This is a genomic window from Corallococcus carmarthensis, assembly GCF_003611695.1.
Classification (GTDB): Bacteria; Myxococcota; Myxococcia; order Myxococcales; family Myxococcaceae; genus Corallococcus; species Corallococcus carmarthensis.
In genome coordinates this window covers 1-21,558 of the sequence record NZ_RAWE01000077.1, presented here as the reverse complement: position 1 = coordinate 21,558, position 21,558 = coordinate 1, and the positions used below count along the sequence as shown (strand labels likewise).

The window sequence follows — 21,558 nt, the reverse complement described above, 5'->3', positions numbered from 1 at the left end:
CCGCCTCATCGCGCGCCCTCCGCCACCACCGACACCTGCCGCGCTCCCAGCTCGCGCAGCGCCGCCTCCACCTTCGGTGCGTCCTCCGCGTCCACCGCCACGCTCGCCCAGAAGCCGTCCACGGACGCGCTGCGGAAGGACTCCACGTCGAACACCGGATGCGTCACGTGCGGGAAGCCGAAGAGCACCATCAGCGCGCCGAACACCGTCAGCGCCGCGCTCAGCACGCCCAGCTCGAACGTGATGGGCAGGTTCATGGGCACGCTGTGCAGCGGCCTCCCTCCCACGTCCAACGGATAGTCCACCGCGTTCGCGAACCACTGCGCCACGTACGCGAACCCCGCCCCACCCAGCCCCGCTCCCAGCGCCAGCAGCGGCAACTTCGAACGCTTCAGCCCCAGCGCCTCGAAGGTCTCCTCCACCGGGAACGGCGTGTGCGCATCCAGCTGTTCGAAGCCCTTCGCGCGCAGGTCCTTCAGCGCGGCCACCAGCGCGTCACTGGATGCGAACTCCCCCAGCACCCAGTGGCGGCTCACGGCGCACCGCCCGTCGGGCGTTCGTGCTCCCGCTGGAAGCGCAGCGAGGCATCCACCTCGCGCTGGAGCTCCTTCACCTCGCTCACCGGCACCGGGGGCACCCACTTCAGGAACAGCAGGAACGCCGTGCCGAAGAACGCCACCGTGCCGCCCAGCAGGCTCCAGTCCACCCACGTGGGCCGGTACGCCGCCCAGGACGACGGCAGGAAGTCCATGCTCAACGGAGACACCACGATGAGGAAGCGCTCCGTCCACATCCCCACGTTGATGAGCAGCGCTGCCACCCACAGCACCGCCACGTTCGTGCGCAGCCGGGCCGACCAGAACAGCTGCGGCACCGCCACGTTGCAGAACATCTGCAGCCAGAACAGCGGCGCGTACGGCCCGGAGACCTGCGCCTCCATGACGTGCTGCTCGTAGGGGTTCGCGCTGAACCAGGCGAAGAAGTGCTCCTGGAGATAGCCGTAGGCCACCATCCACCCCGTCGCGAGCAGCACCTTCGCCATGTTGTCCAGGTGCAGCGGCGTCACCACGTGCTCGATGCCCAGCGCCTTGCGCGCCGGGATGAGCAGCGTGAGCACCAGCGCGAAGCCGCTGAACACCGCGCCCGCGACGAAGTACGGCGGGAACACCGTCGTGTGCCAGCCGGGCAGCTGCGCCACCGCGAAGTCGAAGGACACGATGGTGTGCACGCTCACCACCAGCGGCGTGGCCAGCCCCGCCAGCAACAGATAGCCCGTGCGCCACTGCCGCCAGTGCCGCGCCGAGCCCCGCCACCCCAGGCTCGCCAGCCCGTACCAGAAGCGCGCCCTGGGCGTCCTCGCCGTGTCCCGCGCCGTGGCCAGGTCCGGCAGCAGCCCCAGGAACCAGAACAGCAGCGACACCGTCAGGTACGTCCCCACCGCCGCGATGTCCCACGTGAGCGGCGAGCGGAACTGCGGCCACGCGCGCAGGCTGCTCGGATAGGGCACCAGCCAGTAGAACTTCCACGGCCGCCCCAGGTGCAGCAGCGGAAACAGCCCCGCGCACGTCACCGCGAAGAGCGTCATCGCCTCCGCGAAGCGATTGATGGACCCGCGCCACTTCTCCTGGAACAGCAGCAGGATGGCGCTGATCAGCGTGCCCGCGTGGCCAATGCCAATCCACCACACGAAGTTCGTGATGCCGAACGCCCACCCCACCGGGATGTTGTTGCCCCACGCCCCCACGCCCACGAAGAGCGTGACGCCCACCGCCACCGCCAGCACCGCGGTCCCCGCCAACCCCAATCCCAGCAGCCCCCACCACGTCCGGCCCGCAGGGCGGTGCACGTAGGCCAGCAACGATTCGCTGTACTCGAGGTCGGAGTGGCGCCCCACCAGCAGCGGGTGCTCCGTCAGCGGGTCGCCGGGCGCGGGTACCTGCGGGTCGGCCGTGTTCATGCGCCTCCCTTCGGCGCCGGGTTCTTCAGGCGCACCAGGTGCACCGTGCGCGGCCGGGTGCCCAGCATGTTGAGCAGCTTGTAGTGCCGGGGGTCCTCGTGCGCGCGGCGCACCGCGGACTCCGGCGCGCGCAGGTCCCCGAAGGTGATGGCCTCCGTGGGGCAGGCCTGCTGGCAGGCGGTGCGGACCTCGCCTTCACGAATGTCCCGGTGCGCGGAGCGCGCGACGGTGCGGGCCCGCTCGATGCGCTGCACGCAGTACGTGCACTTCTCCATCACCCCGCGCGAGCGCACCGTGACGTCCGGGTTCTGGCGCAGGCGCGTGAGGGGTTCTCGCCGCTGGTACTCCAGATAGTTGAAGCGGCGGACCTTGTAGGGGCAGTTGTTGGAGCAGTACCGCGTGCCGATGCAGCGGTTGTAGACCATCTGGTTGAGGCCCTCGTCCGAGTGGACGGTGGCGTTCACCGGGCACACGTACTCGCAGGGCGCGGCCTCGCAGTGCACGCACGCCACGGGCTGGGTGATGAAGCCCGGATCGTCCGGGTCGCCCAGGAAGTACCGGTCGATGCGAAGCCAGTGCATCTCCCGGCTCTTGAGCACGCCGTCGCGCCCCACCACCGGCACGTTGTTCTCCGTCTGGCAGGCCACCATGCACGCGCTGCATCCCGTGCACCGGTGCAGGTCGATGGCCATGGCCCACTGGTGACGCTCGCTCGCCAGCAGCGCGGTGGGCGGGTAGAGGCGCTCGCCGTCCTCCTGGAGGGACGCGAGCGCCTGGGGCTTCGCCCGGAAGGCCTCGCCCGTGAGCTGGAGCGCCAGGTCGCGGCCCTCCATGCTCCAGTGCTCCTGAGTGAGCGCCAGCGCGTGGTGCCGGCCCGTGCGGGTGACGGTCGGGCTGGCGCCGCCCCATGGCAGGTCCCGGAACCGCAGCGTGTATGCGTTGACGCCGACGCCCTGGCCCACGGGTCCCACTCGCTCGCGGCCATGGCCCAGCGCCAGCGTCACCGTGTCATCCGGCTGGCCGGGCAGGACCAGGACGGGTACCTCCACCGCCTGCCCCAGCACCTCGATGCGCGCCACGTCCCCCTTCTCCAGCTTCAGCACCCGCGCGGTCGCCGGAGAGAGCAGTGCCGCGTTGTCCCAGGTGAGCTTCGTCACCGGTTCGGGCAACTCCTGGAGCCACGCGTTGCCCGCGAAGCGGCCGTCGTACAGCCGCGAGTCCAGCACCAGCGACAGCTCCAGTCCCTCGGGTGCTTCCCACAGGTGGCTCGCGCGGGCCTCTGCTCGGAGGTCCGGCGCGTTCCCGATGATCAGGGAGGGTTCCTGCCCCGAGACCTCCCGCGCGTCCTTCAACACCGCGGCTTCGTTCAGGCTGGCCCGCGAGGGCGGTGCCTGGGTGCCGGGGATGACTCCATCCGTGAGCCACTTCTCCCAGCGCGCCTCGAAGTCCGGTGGCGTTCCCGAGCGTTCGCGCCACAGGGACTTGAGCAGCTCGTACGGGCTCTGTGACTCCAGGCCCGCGAAGACGGACAGGAGCTCCACCTCTGAGACCGCGCCAGGGAACAGGGGCGCGATGAGCGGTTGCAGCACGGACGCGGTGCCGTCCGGCGCGCGGCCGTCGCGCCAGGACTCGAAGGGGTGCGTCGCGGGGACAAAGGTGTGGCAGAGCGCCGCCGTCTCGTCCTCGTGGAGGCCGTGGTACAGGCGGAAGGCGACGCGCTCCAGGTGGCTCGTGAAGCCCGAGTCCGCCTCCGCCGTCCAGGCCGGGTTCCACGCCGTGATGATCAGCGTGTCCACCCGGCCCTCGGACAGCTCCTTCGCCAGGGAGAACAGCGCCTCCGGGCCGCCCTCTGGCAACGCCACGGGCTCCAGCAATCGGGGGGTGTTGCCCAGCGCTTCGTCCACTGCGAACGCCAGCTCATGCACCAGCGGCGGCTGCATCGGGCCCACCGTCACCCGGCCCTGCCCCCTGTGCGCGAGCAGGTCCCTCGCCGCGCCACGGACCCAGGCGCGCTGCACGTCCGTCAACGCGGTCGGAGGAACGCGCAGGCCCGCGAGCCCCTCGCCGAATGCGGGCGTGACCCGCGAGCCCGAGACGCCTCCCGCATCGTGCGCATGCGTGGGCGTGACCCGTGAGCCCGAAGCGCCTCCCGCATCGGGTGCATGCGTGGGCGTGACTCGCGAGCCCGAGGCGCCTCCCGCATCAGGTGCACGCGTGGGCGTGCCCGGCGAGCCCGAAGCGCCTCCCGCATCAGGTGCACGCGTGGGCGTGCCCGGCGAGCCCGAAGCGCCTCCCGCATCGGGGGCATGCGTGGGCGTGCTCGCTCCCAGGCCCGCGCCCACCTCCGCCGCCAGCGCGAGCATCAGCGCGACACCCTGCGATGGCCGCATCCGCAGCCGCTCGTCGGCGAAGCCGCCCGTGAGGGTGAGCGTGCTCTCCGCGACCCACAGCCGGTTCAGGGCCTCCGGATTGCGCGCGTGCATGAAGTCCCGCGCCGCGCGCAGGTTGCCGGGCTGTGACGTGGAGAGGAAGTCGTCGTCCAGCGCCACCACCACCGCGCGCCCCACGTCGTGCACCACGTCCAGCGGCCTGCCATACGCCAGCCGAGTGCCCTCCCGGCGCCCGTCCGCCAGGGCCGCGCCACACGGGATGATCCGCGCCCGAGGGAAGCGCTCCTGGATGCGCGCATACAACGCCTGCACCAGCGGACTGCCCGTGGGCTCCACCAGGAAGCGCAGCCCCGCGCCTCCGTCCTCGCGCTCGGCCTGCTTGCGCAGCGCGTCCCGCACGGTGCTCCACGCGGCCTCCACGCCCTGAAGCCGGGCCGTCTTCGCCCTCGCGGGGTCATAGAGTCCCAGCAGCGCGGCCTGTTCGAAGACACCCGCGGCGCCCAGACTCGCCGGATGCAGTGGGTTGCCCTCCACCTTCGTGGGCCGGCCCTCGTGGCTCTCCACCACCAGCCCCACCGTGCGTCCGCCCCACTCCAGCCCCGTGGCGAAGTGCAGCGGCACGCCGGGCGTCAGGCCTTCCGGCGGCTTCGCATACGGGAGGATCTTCTCCGGCGGCTGACGGAAACACCCGCTGAAGCCCGCCGCCGCCAGCGACGCCGCCGCCAGCTGCAAGAAGGTGCGCCGGGCCACTCCCTCGGGCGGAAGCATGGCCCCGGGAGGATGCTCGCGCGACACGGCCTCACGCCCGGGACCTCCCGCGTGCCACTCCTCCAGGCTCCGCCACGCGCGCACCTCGCCCGGTTCGGGGACCTCCGTCGGTAGGGGGTCGGTCAGAAGTGGCATGTGTTGCAATCCGTGCGGGGGTGCACGTCGAGCGCGGCCTGCACCGCGCGGCCTGTCTCTCGCGCATCACCGGGAGGACGCCAGGTGAGGTTCGCGACCTCGGACACGGGGCGCAGCCACGGCGTCGGGTCGCGGTGACAGTCCAGGCACCAGCCCATGGTGAGGGGCGCCACCTGCTGCACCGCCGGCATGGTGTCCACGCGCCCGTGGCAGGTGACGCAGCCCACGCCCTTGTTCACGTGGATTTGATGGCTGAACCAGACGTAGTCCGGCAGCGCGTGCACCCGGTTCCACGGAAGCGGGGTGCCGTCGAAGCCGCTGGCGCGCACCGGCTCCAGCCGCGCGCTCTCGTTCCACACCTGCGCGTGGCACCCCAGGCAGCGCTGCGTGGGAGGCACTCCCGCCACGGGCGAACGCCACGCCCCCTCATGGCAGTAGCCGCACGGGATGCCTTCGTCGCCCACGTGGTGCCGGTGGTCGAACGGCACGGGCTGCTCGCGGGGCGTGAACGAACCGCGTCCCAGGGGATTGCGCGCGAGCAGCAGCAGGCCCGCCACCGACACCGCGGGCACACCCAGTGCCAGCGCGATGAGCGCCCGCAACACCGAGTCCGTCCCGGGACGGAACAGCGGAGCCATGGCCCTCCCCCCTGCAGCGTCAAACCCTCCGGGCACGCATGCGCGAGAGGTGGGCGCGACTGTGGGCGAGGCCTGCTGGGAACCACCAGCCTCCCGCGCGCACCCCGTCGCGTTTCACACGGCCAGCACGCGTGACGTTGGCCAGCCCACAGGAAGGCCGCCCTCGGGTGCGGCGCGAGCGCGCGAGGCCCTGCTCAGGTGCTCGACCCAAGCCCCTGGCCGCCTCGCGATGCGCTCAGGACCGCAGCGTGTGCCCGCGCACGGACGCGGGGGCGGTCATCACCGACGCCGCGCCCACGTACACGTCCACCGGCGACAGCGGGCCGGAACCCGGCAACGCCGCCAGCTCGCGCACCACCGCCTCCCGCCCGGGGCACGCTGGCCCACGCTCCATGCAGTCGCGCAGCGCCGACTGGAGCACCGCGGCGGAGTCCGCCCCGCGCGCATCCAACAGCACCCCACGCAGCACGTCCCGCAGCGCGGGCGACACGCCCCCCAGCGCCGCGTCCACTCCGGCCGCATCCTGCGGAACCACCGCGTTCCCGGAGACCAGCGACAGCAACACCCGCCCCAGTGCGCGCAGGTCCTCCCGCGCCGCCACCGGCGAGCCCACCGCGTCCTCCGGGGCCGGCGGCTCCACCACGTCCGGCCGCGACGGCGACGTGAAGCGCCGCAGCAGCGCACGCGCCGGCCGCAGCCCGAAGTCCGTCAGCGTCACTTCACCCCGGGGGCCCACGCGGATGCGGTGCGCATGCACGTCCCCGTGCACCACGCGCGCGCCGTGCGCGGCCTGCAGCGCTCCCGCGGCCTCCGCGCCCACGTGACACACGAACGCTTCCGACGGCCGCGCGCCCCGCCCCACCACGCGCCGGCGCGCCGTGGCCAGCGAACAGCCCGGGACGTAGTCCGACACCACCGTCAACGTGTCGCGCGCGTCCACCTGGAAGCCGTGGAGCCGCGCGATGCCCGGATGCCGCAGCGGCACCGCGTGCGTCAGCGCGTCCTCCAACGGACGCCGCGCCTCCGGCGCCAGCCCCGACGCCAGCAGGAACGTCTTCACCACCAGCGGGTGCGCTCCCGCGGAGTCCTGCTCCAGCGGCCACACCAGGGACACCCATTCGCCCAAGGGGCCCCTCCCCAGCGGATGCAGGGGGGCGAACGCGGGCAGCCGGGATGCGAACGGAAGCACGGACATGGCAACCTCCAACCCAACACATCCAACCCGTGACGTCAACGCGCTGCGTCCTACGTCACGGGTCTTTCATTCCCCGACACCCGGGCAGCAAGCCCGGGGTGCCAGGAAAGGCCCGAGGCTAGAAGTAGCCGCCGACCGTGGTCGTGATGCCGATGGTCACGTCGTTGCCGGAGAAGTTGCCCTGCTCCGAACCCAGGCTGCCCACGCTCTGGCTGATGACCGCGCGCACCTGCGGGCCCGCGCCCACGAAGAAGTGCGGCGAGACGTGGAACAGGATGGGGGCGTTGAAATCCAGGACGAAGTTCACGTCGCTGGCGTTCGGCACGTGCGCGAACTGCACGCCGAAGCCCACCTTGGGCCACAGCGACACGCGCTCGTTGAGCGGCAGGTGGTAGCCCACGCGGCCCAGCACGCCCAGGCCCACGACGGTGCTGTCACCGAAGCCGAAGGCCACCAGCGCGGACGCGCCCACCGACAGGTTCTGCTGGAGGAAGTAGTCCGCGGACGGCTCCAGCCGGACCAGGAACACTTCCGAGGCCGTGTTGTAGCCCAGGAAGCCGTTGAGCTCCTGGCTGATGACGACCTGGCTCTCCTGACCGAACTCCGACGACTTGCCGGGGTCGCTGTTCAGGTTCGGCTCATCCGCCGCCACCGCCTGCGACGACACCGCGAGACCCGCCACCAGCGCCAGGCCCGTCCACTTGTTGTTTCCACGCATCGAGGTTGCTCCTCACGTTCGCGCCCGGCCGACCCTTCCCGGTGCGCATGCGGGGCCCCTTCTAGCCAAAGCCCGCCGCAACGCGAGGATGTTTTCCCGTCGTGTGGACACTTCGTTGACACGACACCATCAGCGCCACGAACAGGAAAATTCTGATCGCGTTGCGCGCCGGGTTTTCGGGTCTGAAATCTGTACCGCGAATGAGAAGGTGAGAACCCCGCGTGGACTCCCCGTCCACAGCGCGCCGCCTGAACCTGTCCGGCTGTCGGACAGGTTTGGACGGCCGCGCGCCGGAAGAGCGGTGTCCCGTTCAGCGCACCGCGCGCATCAGGCCGCGAGCGCCCAGCACCGCGCCGCCCACCACTCCGCCCGTCAGCGCCGCCAGGCCCAGCGTCGCGCTGAAGCGGACCCACGCGGGCGTCGGCGGCACGCTGCCTCGGGGGCCCACGCCTTCCGCCATGGGGGTGAAGAGGTTGCCCTCGGGGCGATCCAACGGCGCGTCCGTCGTCTGCATCCGCGCGCCGAAGCGGCTCAGCACCGCCTTGCCCACCGACGGCGCCACGCCGTTGAGCCACAGCATCAACCGTCCCTGGAGGAACGCCGGCACGGACGTGCGGCCCGGCCGCTTCGCCAGCCGCACCACCGCGCGGGCCACCAGGTCCACGTCGTACGTGGGCGGCACCGGCACGGGCTTCCACCCCAGCATCGTGGGCGCGTGGTCGAACATGGGCGTGGACACGGACGGCACCATCACGTTGGAGACCTGGATGCCCGTGCCCGCGAGCTCCATCTCCAGCGACTGCGCCCACCCGAGCGTCGCGTGCTTCGCCGCCGCGTACGCGGACAACAGCGGCGCGGCCCCTGACGACAACATGGACTGGATGTTGAGCAGGTGGCCGTGGCCCTGCATCCGGAAGTGCGGCAGCACCGCGCGCGCGAAGCGGAAGTAGCCGAAGCACGCCACGTCGAACACGCGCGTGATGTGTTCCCAGGGCAGCTGGTCGAAGTAGCCGTAGGACTGCACCGCGGCCGCGTTCACCAGCAGGTCCACGCGGCCGTAGTGCTCCACGCACTCGCGCACCACGCGCTCCACGTCCTCCGCCACCGTCACGTCGCCTTCACTCACCAGGCACTCGCCGCCGCGCTGGAGCACCTCCACGCGCAGCCGCTCCAGCGCCGCCTGACGCCGGGCGGTGACGCACAGCCGCACGCCGGCTTCCGCCAGGCGCAGCGCGGACTGCCACCCCACGCCGCTCGACGCGCCCGTGACGATGGCCACCTGTCCCCTCAAGTCCTCGTGACGCGCCATGCGCTTTCGCCCCTCCTCGCCTGAGGTGGGCCTTCCGGCCGGGCTTCGCACGAGGCAAGCCCCCGGAATCTTTCAGCGCATGGCCCGCTCGGCTGGCTGCCCTCCGGGCCGGGAGACGGGAGACGCGGGCCTTACGACCAGGACACGTCGTAGACGGCGTCCACCAGCGACTGCGCCTGCCCGCGCACCTGCACGTCGTGCACGCCCGTCACCTCCAACGCGGACTGGAGGATGCCCTCGTTGTAGGGCACCGGCATCAGCGAGCGCTTCATGATGACCCGGCCGGACGTGGGCCCCGTCCACTCCACGGTGCGCTCGCCGAAGTTCAGCGCCGTGCGGTAGCCGGAGTGCATCAACTCCAAGAGCCGCTTCGGGTCGCCTCCGGCCTGCTGCACGAAGTCGCGCGCGAACATGGAGTTGAGGAAGTCCAGCATCGCCTGCGTGCCAATCTGCCGCTGCGCCGCCTCATGACCGCCGACGAGCGGCGAGAGCTGTTCGGCCGCCACGTAGGACAGCCGCAGGAAGCGCGGGAACGGATAGGTCTGCATGGGCATGAAGTCGGCGGTCTCGCCCACCTGCTCCAGACAGCGCGTCACCGCTTCCGGTCCGCCCAGGAACCGCACCGCGTCCAGCACGCCCAGGAAGAACAGGCCCCGGCTCGTGTCCTCCGGCGTCGTCGCGGCCAGGCGTGCCTCCAGGTCACGGGCGACGTCCTCGGGAAGATTCAGCGCGCCGTGCGGCATCAGCGTCGTCCTTTGAATGAGGGGGAATGGACCAGGCGGGGACCTGACGGGGCGCGAGGATTCCACAGGTCTCGTTCCATCGCGAGTCCTGGATGGACCCGCCACCCATCACGCGACACATGTTTCACGACGTGGGAGGTCCTTCCGGGCCTTCCCCGGATGACGGCAGGAAGCGGCGCACCACTTCCATCAGTGGATCCACCGCCACCGGCTTGCGCAGGTAGGCCACCGCGCCTGGCGGACGGAAGGGGCTGCCGGACAGCACGATGATGGGCACGCCCTCCAGCATGCGTTCCTGGGACAGCTTCGCGAGGAAGGCCTGTCCGTCCATCACCGGCATCATCAGGTCCAGCAGCACCAGGCCTGGGCGGGGATGGAGCCTCAGCCAGGTCCATGCGTCCTCACCATTGATGCACTGCGCGACGCGATAGCCTTCCATCTCCAACAGCGTCGCGACCGCGTCCCGGATGTCTTCCTCGTCCTCGATCAAGAGGATGAGGGGGGCACTGTCTGTCATGCAGTGTCTCCACTCGCTCTCCGCCACGTCCGGCCGTCACGTGGCTGTGGGTCCTCCGGCTCCTCCTGAAGGCACGCAGGCCAGCGGGGAGGGGGCAGCCGGAAGAGGCGTTGGCACCATGGAGAAATAACGATTCGAGCCCCCCGGTCTGATTTCGGGCACCGCGCATTTTCATGCCTGCCCGCCTGCTCCTGCCTTCGAGGCACTGGCCCGCGCCAGGGTGCGTCTCCATCTTGGGGGACGGGGTACCCCGTGCGTCCCGGAGTGGAGGAGCGGCCTTGAAGTTCCGCGACCTGTTGAACGGTTGGCCCGTGCTGCGGCAGCTCACCCGAGGAGACGGCCGGGCGCTGGGGGACACGGCGATGACGGCGCGCAGCCGCTCGCTGGAGCCGCGCACGAAGTCCGCTGATGCGGTCGTGAAGTCCATCTGCCCGTACTGCGCGGTGGGCTGCGGGCAGGAGGTGCACGTGCGCGATGGGCGCATCCTCGACATCGAGGGCGACCCGCATTCCCCCATCTCGCGCGGACGGCTGTGTCCCAAGGGCGCCGCGACCTTCCAGCTGGTCACGGGAACGCAACGCGTGCGGCAGGTCCTCTACCGACGCCCCGGCGGCACGGAGTGGGAACCCATCCCGCTGGAAGAGGCGATGGACAAGGTGGCCGAGCGCGTGAAGCGCACGCGCGACGCGACGTTCCAACAGCGTGACGCGCAGGGCCGTCAGGTGAACCGGACGTTGGGGATGGCGCACCTGGGCGGTGCGACGCTGGACAACGAGGAGAACTACCTCCTGAAGAAGCTGTTCAGCGCGCTGGGCGTCGTGCAGGTGGAGAACCAGGCTCGAATATGACACGCGTCCACGGTGCCCGGTCTGGGCATCACGTTCGGCCGCGGTGGAGCCACGACGTTCCAGCAGGACCTGCAGCACTCGGACTGCATCCTCATCCAGGGGTCCAACATGGCCGAGTGCCATCCGGTGGGCTTCCAGTGGGTGATGGAGGCGAAGGCCCGGGGCGCGAAGGTCATCCATGTGGACCCGCGCTACACGCGCACCAGCGCGGTGGCGGATCTCTACGCGCCCATCCGCGTGGGCACGGACATCGCGTTCCTGGGCGGGCTCATCCACTACGTGCTGGAGCACGAGCGGTACTTCCGCGACTACGTGGTGCAGTACACCAACGCGGCCACGCTCATCCGTGAGGACTTCGTGGACACGGAGGACCTGGAGGGGCTCTTCAGCGGCTTCCAGGCGAAGCACCACCGCTACGACATCCACACCTGGCAGTACGAAGGCGTGCCCGGCGTGGTGCCGGCGGCGGGCCACAAGGAGCTGACGGACGAACCGGGCGCGGGCGGCGGCGGGCACGAGTCCCAGGTGGACCTGCGCAACGAGCACCGCGACGAAACGCTCCAGCATCCGCGGTGCGCGTTCCAGCTCCTGAAGCGGCACTTCTCGCGCTACACGCCGAAGGTGGTGTCCCAGGTGTGCGGCGTGGACGAGGCGCTGTTCCTCCAGGTGGCGGAGACACTGTGTGCCAACTCCAACCCGGAGCGCACCAGCGCGTTCTGCTACGCGGTGGGTTGGACGCAGCACTCGGTGGGCGTGCAGTACATCCGAACGGCGGCCATCCTCCAGTTGCTGTTGGGCAACATCGGCCGGCCCGGCGGCGGCATCCTCGCGCTGCGCGGGCACGCGTCCATCCAGGGCTCCACGGACATCCCCACGCTCTACAACCTGCTGCCGGGCTACCTGCCCATGCCGCACGCGGAGGCCACGGTCGGGCTGGAGCACTACATCCGCGACAACAAGTCCGGCAGCGGCTGGTGGTCGGAGTTCCCCAAGTACGCGGTGTCGCTGCTCAAGGCCTGGTTCGGGGACAAGGCCACGAAGGACAACGACTACCTGTTCAGCCACCTGCCCCGGCTGACGGGCAATCACTCGCACATGCAGACGGTGGCGGACATGGCGGACGGGAAGCTCCAGGGCTACTTCGTCATGGGCGAGAACCCCGCCGTGGGCAGCATGAACGGGGCGCTCCAGCGCAAGGGGCTGCGCCACCTGGACTGGCTGGTGGTGCGCGACTTCACCCTCATCGAGACAGCGGAGTTCTGGCGCACGGCACCGGAGGTCCAGTCGGGGCAGGTGCGGCCGGAGGACATCCCCACGGAGGTGTTCTTCTTCCCCGCCGCCGCGCACACGGAGAAGGACGGCAGCTTCACCAACACGCAGCGGCTGCTGCAATGGCACCACAAGGCCGTGGAGCCAGCGGGGGACACGCGCAGCGAGCTGCACTTCGCCTGGCACCTGGGGCGCAAGCTGCGGCGGCTCTACGCGGGCTCCTCGGACGCGAAGGACGCGCCGCTCTTGGACCTGACGTGGGACTACCCGACGCACGGGCCGCACGCGGAGCCGTCCGCGGAAGCCGTGCTGAAGGAGATCAACGGCTACACGGTGGCGGATGGGAAGCTGGTGGACGGCTTCACGGCGCTGAAGGACGACGGCTCCACGGCGTGCGGCTGTTGGATCTACTCGGGTTGCTACAAGGACGGCGTCAATCAGGCCGCGCGGCGCAAGCCGGCGCAGCAGCAGACGTGGGTGGCGCCCGAGTGGGGCTGGGCGTGGCCCGCCAACCGGCGGATGCTCTACAACCGCGCGTCGGCGGACGTGGACGGCAAGCCCTGGAGCGAGCGCAAGCGCTACGTGTGGTGGGACGCCGGGGAGAAGAAGTGGACGGGCGAGGACGTGCCGGACTTCATCGCGGACCGGCCGCCGGAGTACCGGCCGCCCGAGGGCGCGACGGGGCTGGCGACGCTCGCGGGCAATGATCCGTTCCTCTTGCAGGCGGACGGCAAGGGCTGGCTCTTCGCGCCCAGCGGGATGCTGGACGGGCCGCTGCCCACGCACTACGAGCCCATGGAGTCGGTGGTCTCCAACCCGCTCTACGCGCAGCAGTGCAACCCCACGCGCGAGGAGTGGAGGCGCAAGGACAATCCCTACCACCGGGCCTGGGGCGACCCTCGCTACCCGTACCTGGTCACGACGTACCGGCTCACCGAGCACCACACCGCGGGCGGCATGTCGCGCTGGCTGTCCTGGCTGAGCGAATTGCAGCCGGAGATGTTCTGCGAAATCTCCCCGGAGCTGGCGCGGGAGAAGGGGCTGAAGAACGGGGACTGGTGCACGTTGGCCACGGCGCGAGGGGACCTGGAGTGCCGGGCGCTGGTCACGGAGCGCATCCGCCCGCTGAAGGTGAAGGGGCGGCAGGTGCACCAGATTGGCCTGCCGTATCACTGGGGCGTCACGGGGCGCGTGCGCGGTGAGGGCGCCAACGAGCTGACGGCATTCGTCGCGGATCAGAACGTGGACATCCAGGAGTCGAAGGTGTTCACGGCGGACCTGCGAGCGGGACGGATGCGCTCGGGAGAACGGGCCGCGGCGGGAGCGGCGCCGCCTCCGCTCACGGAGCCAGAGGTGCCGCGCGACGTGACGCCGCCGCAGGACACGGACCACTCGGAAGCGCAGGAACCCGAGGGGAAGGGATAGGCGCATGGGGAGCCGCAAGGGGTTCTTCACGGACACGACGCTCTGCATCGGGTGCAAGGCGTGCGAGGTCGCGTGCAAGCAGTGGAACCAGCTTCCAGACGACGGCTTCCACTTCACGGGCATGTCCTACGACCAGACGGCGCACCTGGGCGCGTCGACGTGGCGGCACGTGGCGTTCGTGGAGCGGCCGGTGCCGTTGCAGGGGCAGACGTCGGGCGCGGGGGACTTCTCGTGGTTGATGATGTCGGACGTGTGCAAGCACTGCCAGCGCGCGGCGTGCCTGGAGGCGTGTCCCACGGGCGCCATCGTGCGTACGGAGTTCGACACGGTCTACGTGCAGCCGGACGTGTGCAACGGCTGCGGCTACTGCGTGTCGGCGTGTCCGTTCGGAGTGATTGACCGGCGGGAGGATGACGGGCGCGCGTGGAAGTGCACGCTCTGTTACGACCGCATCGGCGACGACCAGACGCCCGCGTGCGCGAAGGCGTGTCCCACGGCGTCCATCCAGTACGGCGACCTGGATGAACTGCACGCGCGAGCGGAGTCGCGGGTGCGCACGCTGCATCAGCAGGGCGTGACGGACGCGTACCTGTACGGGAAGGACGCGGAGAACCAGCCGGGCACGGGTGGGCTCAACGCGTTCTTCCTGCTGCTGGACAAGCCGGAGGTCTACAACCTGCCGCCGGATCCGGTGGTGCCGACGAAGAAGGCGCTGCGGTCGTGGGCCTCGGTGGCGATGGGCGCGGTGGGCATGGTTGCGGTGGCGATGGGCGCGGTGGCGTTCGGGCGGGAGGGCCGAGGATGAGCGACGACACGCTGCTGGACCGGCTGCAACGCAAGGCGGACGGACGGAACATCGACCCGCGCGCGGGCATCCTGGAGGGCGAGGGTTCCCAGCAGCGGGTGAAGGATCCGGAGCCCGCGAGGCAGGGAGCGGGGGTGCTGTCCACGGTGCCGTCGAGGTCGGGACCGGACAGCGCGGAGGCTCCTAGCTACTACGGCATGCCGGTGTTGAAGGAGCCGCTGTGGATCTGGACCGTGCCCGCGTACTTCTACGTGGGCGGGGTGGCGGGCGCGGCGAGCGTGCTCGGAGTGGCGCTGGAGTCGCTGGGGGGCCGCGGGCTGGAGCGGCTGGCGGAGCGTTGTCATTCGGTGGCCCTGGCGGGGGATGCCGTGAGCGCGGGGCTGTTGATCCACGACCTGGGCCGGCCGTCGCGGTTCCTGAACATGTTGCGGGTGTTCCGGCCCACGTCACCCATGAGCATGGGGTCGTGGGTGCTGGCGGGTTCGGGCGCGGTGAACACGGCGGCGTTCGTGTTGAGGCGGCGGCCCGGAATCCTGGGGGGCTTGGGGCGAGTGGCGGGGCGGATGGGCGCGGTGCTGGGTCTGCCGCTCGCGGGGTACACGGCGGTGCTGGTGAGCAACACGGCGGTGCCGCTGTGGCAGCAGGTGGGGCGCACACTGCCGCTGTTCTTCATGTCTTCCGCGACGGCGAGCGCTGGGAGCCTGTTGTCACTGTTGCCGCACACGGACGCGGAGGAACGCGTGCTGCGCCGCTTCCGCGTGGCGGGCAAGGTGGCGGAGGTGCTCACGCGCGAGGCGGTGGAGCTGGAGGCGCGGCAGGTGGTGGAGGTGGGCAGGCCGCTGCGCTCGGGAGTGTCTGGAGCGCTGTGGATGCTGTCGCGGACGTGTTCGCTGGCGGGCCTGGTGGTGGACGTGCTGCCGGGAAGGTCGCGGTGGAAGCAGGTGACGGCGGACGTGCTGTCCACGGTGGGCGCGGTGGCCGCGCGCTACGGCATCATCCAGGCGGGCAAGGCGTCCGCGAGGAATCCACAGGCCACGTTCCAGGGACAGCGACAGGGACTGGGCGCGGCGCAGGTGGAGGGGAACGCGGTGGCATCGGATGGGAAGCCGCTGAGCTTCCCGTTGCCCGTGCTGGGTCAGGGCGCGGCGCGCACGGCGCCACGGCCGGATGCACCGTATGCGCGGTTCATGGAGACGCAGCCGGAGCCGTGACGCCGCGCCTTACCTTGTCGGTAGGGAGTGCTACGTTCGGCGCATGATTGAGTCCATCACGCTCCGGAACTTCAAGAGCTTCGGCGAAGAGCAGACCATCCCACTGGAGCCCATCACTGTGCTCGTGGGGCCGAACAACTCCGGCAAGTCGAACTTCATGAGCGTGGCGCGGTTCCTCTCCAATGCAGTGACCGCAGGACTCACAGCAGCCATTGATCAGGAGGGAGAAGTCTTCTTTCGCCGTCCAGATGCAGGTCCACAGCCTTGCCACATTGCATGGGCCGCTTCACGAAGCACCTACGCCATTGGCTTGTCGCCCAACACCAACAAGCCCCTGCTCGAAGAGAAATTCAACAATCAAGACGACGCACTCAATTTCAACAGACTCAAGGGCAACCGGCTTTCCAATCCGGCAATATCCACCCCCTTGGCCGGACCGCCCCCCCTCGACGGAAACACGTTCATTTTCCAACACCGAAACATGATGACGTCGAAGCAGCACGCAGAAGTCGATCAACTTTCGATCCCATTCGCAGGCAGCAAGACAATCAAACTATCCATCAGCACTCTGCGCAGTGACGCCGAGGTAGTGCCTAGCCCGGAAATCGGTCTCGATGGCCGAGGCATAGCGGCAGTCCTTGGACTATGGCGCGGTGCCATGCCCGAAAAGGCTGAAGCACTAAATAAGTTCTTGTCCCAGTGCCTACCCGAGATTGTCGACGTCCTTGTGCGGCCTGCTCCTGTCCCAGGGTTTCAAAGACTCTGGTTTCGCCAAAAAGATGGTTTGGAGTTTGATGCAGCGCACGTATCGGATGGCGTGCTCGTATTCACGGCACTTGTCATGCTCTCTCTCAGCGTAGAACCTGGGCAACTGCTGTGCATCGAGGAACCCGAGCAGTCCATCCACCCCAAGCGGCTTCGCGAACTGGTCGACCTCCTCAAGGACATCGTCCGCGAGCGTCAATGCCAGTTCATCATCGCCACGCACTCTACCGTTCTCCTCAACGCCTTCCGCGATGAACTGGAAGCAGTCCTCCTCTTCCGCCGCTCCGACACAGGGACGCGCGTAAAGCGCTTGAGCGATGTGCCCGAACTCGTTGAAGCGCTCCAACAGGCCCCGCCGGGAGATCTTCTGGAGACTGGCGCCTTCAGCACTGCATTCTGAGGTCCCGTGCTCACGGTCGCCATCGCCAGTGAGTTCCACGCCTATGACGGGGAACTCTACCGCTACCTCCTTGAACGGGTTCTCGGCACTCCCGTGCAGGCATGGAAGAGCGAGATCGAATTCAACGGCTGCAAGCACGTGCGCAAGCAGGCAGGTCTGTACCTCAACGCGGCGGCGCAGCAGGGCGTCCGTCACGCGCTCGTCGCCATCGACAACGACGGTGGGAGCACGCACGGGCTTCCTCACCACCCATCGCACGACTCCGCCCAGGAATGCGCGAATGAGCGTGGGTGCCGCGTGTGCTGGCTGCACAGCACCATTCCCACGAGCTGGCGCGAAGACCCTTATCGTTCCTGCGTGGTCGTGCCCGTCCAGACCCTGGAGACCTGGCTCCTCATCGCAAAGGGGCATGCGTTCACGGAGCCATCCCCCGAGCAGCGCTACCACCGGCCTGTTCTGAAGAAGGACTGCTTTGGCAAGCCGCTGCCATCCAGTCGAGATCAGAAGCGCATGGCTCTTGATTGTCTCCAACACCCGGAAGCCATCAAGCGACTTTCAGCACGCCCAAGCTTCCAGGCCTTCGTCGACCAAGTGAATGCGTGGAAGGGCTAAAGCGGAGGCTGAGTCTGGGCATCCAGGCCCAGTACCCGAGGCGGCTGGGAGATCCACTGCGCCAGCGCCCCATCCAAGATCCGTCCGGTCTTGGCCTCGTCGTACTTGAGTGAGCGCCCCAGCGCGCGAGCCAACCCGACCAGGACGAAGTCCAGCTTCTCAGCGGCACGGCGCACGGCGCTGTCCACATGCCGCGAAGACCGCAAGTGCCGCGCGGCCTCGCTAGCGCGCGGCGCCCCCAGTGCGGGCAGGTGGTTCGACATCAGCGCCATCAGCACGTCCGGCCCAACATCATCGGCGAGCACCGCGAACCGTTCACCCAGGAGCAACACGAACCGCGACTGCTCCTGTTGCTCGTCGGCCATCCGCGTCCCCGTATCGAACGACCAAGCCGTGAACGCCTCCGAGTGGGGAACCCGCATCTCCGACAGCTGCTTGTGCAGCGACAGGATGAGGACGTACTCCGGTTTTCCTCCAGCGTTCTCCAACCGGACACTGACGACCTGACTCCCGGTCCGCAGCCGCTCCTTGAGCAGGCGCAGGAAGGGCTCACCCTCCGCGCCCTCCAGGGCGAAGCGAATCAGCGAGTTCCAGTCCCGGGTCATCCTGAAAGGGTCCATCCTTCGCCCTTCCCCGTCAACCCGCCCCGCACGCCCACGTCCCGGACTCACCGCTGCGGCAACGCAACGCCGTAGCGCACCAGATCCTCCGGCGTGTTCACGTTCGCCAACGCGCGCAGCTCCGGATCCACCGCGCGCAGTGCGTCCACAGGCAAGGTCCGCGTGCGGAACCGCATCAGCACCCGCCGCATGGACGGATCCTCCACCAGCGCCTCCCCCCACCGTGTCACCAACTCCGAACGGTACGCCGCGAAGAGCGGCTCCCACCGTCCCTCACGCTCGAAGCACACCGCGTCCACATCCACGCCCCGTGCGTCCAGCACCACCCGGGCCGCGGCCTCCGTGACGAACGGCATGTCACACGCCACCGCGAACACCCAGGGCGTGCGGGCCGCGCCCAGCGCCGCGTGAACGCCTCCAGGCGCACCCTTGCCCTGCACCGTGTCCGCCACCGTGCGGATCCCGAAGCGCTCGTACGGTTCTGGAACATTCGCCACCAACACCGTGCCCCCGAAATGCGACCCGAACGCCCGCAGCCGTTCCAAGGTTGTGAGCCCCTCCACGCTCAGCAGCCCCTTGGCCACGCCTCCCAGCCGGGTCCCCTGCCCTCCTGCCAGGATGGCCAGCGTTACGTCGGGAAAGGTCGCGGATCCGTCCATGTGCGCCGACCCTACACAGCTTTCCTTCCGTCCACTCCTCCCCCACTCCGCCCGGAAAGCACGCCACTCCCCGGATTTCGCCAAGCCCCAGAGGGAGGGAGCAGCCGCCATTCCCATGCCCCCCGTGGACAAGGCACGCGCACCCCGTCGTAGAGTCAGGCTCCCCCTCCTGGACGCATGCCGCTGACTCCCCTCCCCGCCGCGCGACTGGCCGCGCTCGATGCCATCGTGCCCGCGGCCCCCGCACGCCTTCCCTTGCTGGAAGCCCATGGCCGGTTCCTCGCCGCTGGCGTCGCCGCGTCACGCGCGCTGCCCGGCTGCGACAACTCCGCCATGGATGGTTGGGCCGTGCGCGCCGAGGAGACCCGGGGCGCCAACCGCGACCGTCCCGCGCGCCTGCGCATCGTCGACACCGTCTACGCCGGACACCTGCCACGCCTCACCCTCCAGCCCGGCGAGGCCGCGCGCGTCTTCACCGGCGCCCCCCTCTCCCCCGGCGCCGACGCCGTCGTCCGCCAGGAGGCCGCGCGCCCCACCGACGACGGCACCCACGTGGACCTCTTCATCTCCGTCACGCCCGGCCATGACCTGCGCCGCGCCGGCGAAGAGGTGATGGCCGGCACGCCGCTGTTCCCCGCCGGCCAGCGCGTGGACGCCACCGTGCTCGGCGTGCTCGCGTCACTGGGCGAGGCCACCGCGCTCGTGCGCCCCGCGCCGCGCGTCGCCGTCATCGCCACCGGGGACGAGCTCGTTGCTCCCGGCCAGCCCGCCCAACCCCACCAGGTCTTCGAGAGCAACCGCCTCCTCGTGGCCGCGCTCGCCCGCGAGGCCGGCGCGGACGTCACGCACCTGGCCCGCTCGCGCGACGACGAGACGGAGCTGCACGCGCAGCTGGAGACGCTGGCGCCCCAGGTCGACGTGCTCATCACCACCGGCGGCGCGTCCGTGGGCGACAAGGACTACGTAAAGCGCGTCCTCACGCGGATGGGCGCTCGCTTCCTCGTGGACGGAGTCGCGCTCAAGCCCGGCAAGCCCGTGGCCGTGGCCCGCCTGGGCTCCACCGCCATCGTCGTGCTGCCCGGCAACCCCGGCGCCGCCACCGTCGCGTTTGATCAGTTCGCGCGGCCCCTCCTCTTCAAGCACCAGGGCGTCGTCGAACAGCGCCGCGTCACCCGCGCCCGCCTCTCCGAGTCACGCCACAAGCAGGCCGGCCTCACCTACCTGGTCACCGTCGCGGCGCTCGAGGCGCGCGAGGACCGCGCCGAACCGTGGGCGCGCTTGCGTCCCCAGGGCGCCGGACAGATCCTCCAGAACGTGGCGGCCCGGGGCTGGGCCGTGCTCCCCGCCGGCCGCGCCGACTTCGCCCAGGGCGAGTCCGTGGACGTGCAGCTCTTCGAACAGCCGGACTTCCAGGCCGTGGAGGCCGCGTGAAGCCGCCTCCCATGATCGCCGTCATCGGTGGGGCCGGCGCCGGCAAGACGACGCTCCTGGAGCGCCTGCTGCCGGAGCTGGCCTCGCGCGGCCTGCGCGTGGCGTACGTGAAGCACTCCTCGGATGCGCACCCGCTCCACCGCCCGGGCAGCGACACCGCGCGCCTGGCCGCCGCGGGCGCCGTGCTCACGGGCTTCGCCACGCCGGACGGCACGCAGCTCACCACCCGGCAGCCGCTGTCCCCCGCGCTCATCGCGGGAGCCGAGGACCGCGTGGACCTGGTGCTCGTGGAGGGCTGGAAGGACGGCCCCCTCCCGAAGCTGGAGGTGTGGCGCGAGGGCCTGGAAGCACCGCTCGCGGCCTCCCGCCCCGGCGTGCTCGCCCTGGTGACGGACGCCCCCGCGCTCCCGTCCTCCGTGGCCTCGCGTCCGCGCCTGCCCGCCACCGCGCACGCCGTCGCGGACTTCCTGACCGCGTGGCTGCGTGATCAATCCGCGACGCCGAAGGTCTTTCGTCCAGAACCGCGCGGCGTCACCCACCGCGCCGTGCGCCGCTTCGACGGAGACACGCTCCGTGCGGCCGAGGATGACCGCGTGGCCGTGGAGGAGCCCCTGGAGATCCGCGTGAACGGTGACACCGTCGCCACCACCATGCGGACCCCCGGACATGATCGCGAGCTCGCGGTCGGCTTCCTCTTCGCCGAGGGCATCCTCCAGGACGGCGAGGACCTGGGCAGCCTCTTCCACTGCGGCCATCCCGGCGAGGAGGGGTACGGCAACGTGCTGGAGGTCATCCCCGCCGCCGGTGCCGTGCTCGACCTGGAGCGCGTGGAGGCCACCCGCCGCGGCACCCTCACCACCTCCGCCTGCGGCGTGTGCGGCCGCCGCGACGTGGACGACCTGCTGGCCCGCTGCGAAAGCGTCGCCCCCGGCCCCGTCCTCTCCGCCCACACCGTGGCCCGCGCCACCGAACGCCTGCGCGACATCCAGCACACCTTCGAACACACCGGCGGAGTCCACGCCGCCGCCGCGCTGGATGCCCACGGCGAGTTGCTCGCCGCCCACGAGGACGTGGGCCGCCACAACGCCGTGGACAAGGTGGTGGGCGCCCTGGTCCTGGCCGGCGCCGTCCGCGCCCCGCGCC

The 21,558-nt window shown here is 70.2% G+C and carries 18 protein-coding genes; 7 read left to right on the top strand and 11 right to left on the bottom strand.

Features of this window, described 5'->3' with window-relative positions; all coding sequences use genetic code 11:
• Positions 1-5: 5 nt before the first annotated feature.
• The 9 genes from D7X32_RS21170 to D7X32_RS21125 all read right to left on the bottom strand — a co-directional run bounded on the left by D7X32_RS21170 (position 6) and on the right by D7X32_RS21125 (position 10,370).
• Complete coding sequence (locus tag D7X32_RS21170; RefSeq protein WP_120604375.1) at positions 6-536, bottom strand: DUF3341 domain-containing protein; 531 nt, start codon at positions 534-536, stop codon at positions 6-8.
• On the bottom strand, positions 533-1,957 hold the full coding sequence (nrfD, locus tag D7X32_RS21165) for an NrfD/PsrC family molybdoenzyme membrane anchor subunit (RefSeq protein WP_120604374.1): 1,425 nt from the start codon (positions 1,955-1,957) through the stop codon (positions 533-535). The genes D7X32_RS21170 and nrfD (D7X32_RS21165) overlap by 4 nt, the downstream gene beginning before the upstream one ends.
• Positions 1,954-5,250, bottom strand: a complete 3,297-nt coding sequence (locus D7X32_RS47575) for a TAT-variant-translocated molybdopterin oxidoreductase (RefSeq protein WP_279635599.1) — start codon at positions 5,248-5,250, stop codon at positions 1,954-1,956. Before D7X32_RS47575 ends, nrfD (D7X32_RS21165) begins: the two co-directional genes overlap by 4 nt.
• Positions 5,238-5,888: a cytochrome c3 family protein gene (locus tag D7X32_RS21150; RefSeq protein WP_120604373.1), complete on the bottom strand. Its 651-nt coding sequence runs from the start codon at positions 5,886-5,888 to the stop codon at positions 5,238-5,240. Before D7X32_RS21150 ends, D7X32_RS47575 begins: the two co-directional genes overlap by 13 nt.
• A 235-nt stretch (positions 5,889-6,123) precedes the next feature.
• Positions 6,124-7,083: a protein kinase gene (locus D7X32_RS21145; protein WP_120604372.1), complete on the bottom strand. Its 960-nt coding sequence runs from the start codon at positions 7,081-7,083 to the stop codon at positions 6,124-6,126.
• A gap of 118 nt (positions 7,084-7,201) precedes the next feature.
• Positions 7,202-7,801 carry a hypothetical protein gene (locus tag D7X32_RS21140; RefSeq protein WP_120604371.1) on the bottom strand — a complete coding sequence of 200 codons (600 nt, stop codon included), beginning with the start codon at positions 7,799-7,801 and terminating at the stop codon, positions 7,202-7,204.
• A gap of 310 nt (positions 7,802-8,111) precedes the next feature.
• Entirely contained in the window at positions 8,112-9,110 is a 999-nt protein-coding gene (locus D7X32_RS21135; RefSeq protein WP_120604370.1) for an SDR family NAD(P)-dependent oxidoreductase, read from the bottom strand.
• Positions 9,111-9,241: 131 nt separating this feature from the next.
• Positions 9,242-9,853 (bottom strand): DUF2378 family protein, encoded by a 612-nt coding sequence (locus D7X32_RS21130; protein ID WP_120604369.1) that lies wholly within the window; start codon positions 9,851-9,853, stop codon positions 9,242-9,244.
• Between the two features lie 124 nt (positions 9,854-9,977).
• Positions 9,978-10,370 (bottom strand): response regulator, encoded by a 393-nt coding sequence (locus D7X32_RS21125; RefSeq protein ID WP_120604368.1) that lies wholly within the window; start codon positions 10,368-10,370, stop codon positions 9,978-9,980.
• Positions 10,371-10,648: 278 nt separating this feature from the next.
• Here D7X32_RS21125 and fdh point away from each other — a divergent pair, with 278 nt between their 5' ends.
• Genes fdh through D7X32_RS21095 form a run of 5 tightly spaced genes read left to right on the top strand, consistent with a single transcriptional unit; the run spans position 10,649 to position 17,705 of the window.
• A complete protein-coding gene (gene fdh, locus D7X32_RS21115) occupies positions 10,649-13,912 on the top strand; it encodes a formate dehydrogenase (protein ID WP_253900079.1) in 3,264 nt (1,087 codons plus the stop codon).
• A 4-nt stretch (positions 13,913-13,916) separates the two neighbouring features.
• On the top strand, positions 13,917-14,717 hold the full coding sequence (locus D7X32_RS21110) for a 4Fe-4S dicluster domain-containing protein (RefSeq protein ID WP_171449159.1): 801 nt from the start codon (positions 13,917-13,919) through the stop codon (positions 14,715-14,717).
• The gene (gene nrfD / locus D7X32_RS21105; RefSeq protein WP_120604365.1) at positions 14,714-15,928 is read left to right on the top strand and encodes an NrfD/PsrC family molybdoenzyme membrane anchor subunit; all 1,215 of its coding nucleotides are present in this window, start codon (positions 14,714-14,716) and stop codon (positions 15,926-15,928) included. The genes D7X32_RS21110 and nrfD (D7X32_RS21105) overlap by 4 nt, the downstream gene beginning before the upstream one ends.
• Positions 15,929-15,971: 43 nt before the next feature.
• Complete coding sequence (locus tag D7X32_RS21100; protein ID WP_158625726.1) at positions 15,972-17,093, top strand: AAA family ATPase; 1,122 nt, start codon at positions 15,972-15,974, stop codon at positions 17,091-17,093.
• 6 nt (positions 17,094-17,099) lie between these two features.
• Positions 17,100-17,705 (top strand): hypothetical protein, encoded by a 606-nt coding sequence (locus tag D7X32_RS21095; RefSeq protein ID WP_120604363.1) that lies wholly within the window; start codon positions 17,100-17,102, stop codon positions 17,703-17,705.
• On the opposite strand, the gene D7X32_RS21090 is transcribed toward D7X32_RS21095, so the two are convergent.
• Positions 17,702-18,325, bottom strand: a complete 624-nt coding sequence (locus D7X32_RS21090) for a hypothetical protein (protein WP_120604362.1) — start codon at positions 18,323-18,325, stop codon at positions 17,702-17,704. The two genes, D7X32_RS21095 and D7X32_RS21090, sit on opposite strands and share 4 nt — an antisense overlap.
• A gap of 47 nt (positions 18,326-18,372) precedes the next feature.
• Positions 18,373-18,984: a molybdenum cofactor guanylyltransferase gene (mobA, locus tag D7X32_RS21085; RefSeq protein WP_120604361.1), complete on the bottom strand. Its 612-nt coding sequence runs from the start codon at positions 18,982-18,984 to the stop codon at positions 18,373-18,375.
• A gap of 177 nt (positions 18,985-19,161) precedes the next feature.
• On the opposite strand from mobA, the gene D7X32_RS21080 reads away from it, so the two are divergent.
• Together D7X32_RS21080 and mobB are read left to right on the top strand one after the other, a co-directional pair.
• The gene (locus D7X32_RS21080; protein WP_120604360.1) at positions 19,162-20,415 is read left to right on the top strand and encodes a molybdopterin molybdotransferase MoeA; all 1,254 of its coding nucleotides are present in this window, start codon (positions 19,162-19,164) and stop codon (positions 20,413-20,415) included.
• Positions 20,412-21,558, top strand: a 1,147-nt coding sequence (gene mobB / locus D7X32_RS21075) for a molybdopterin-guanine dinucleotide biosynthesis protein B (protein ID WP_120604396.1), incomplete at its 3' end; no start/stop codon positions are given. The genes D7X32_RS21080 and mobB, both read left to right, overlap by 4 nt.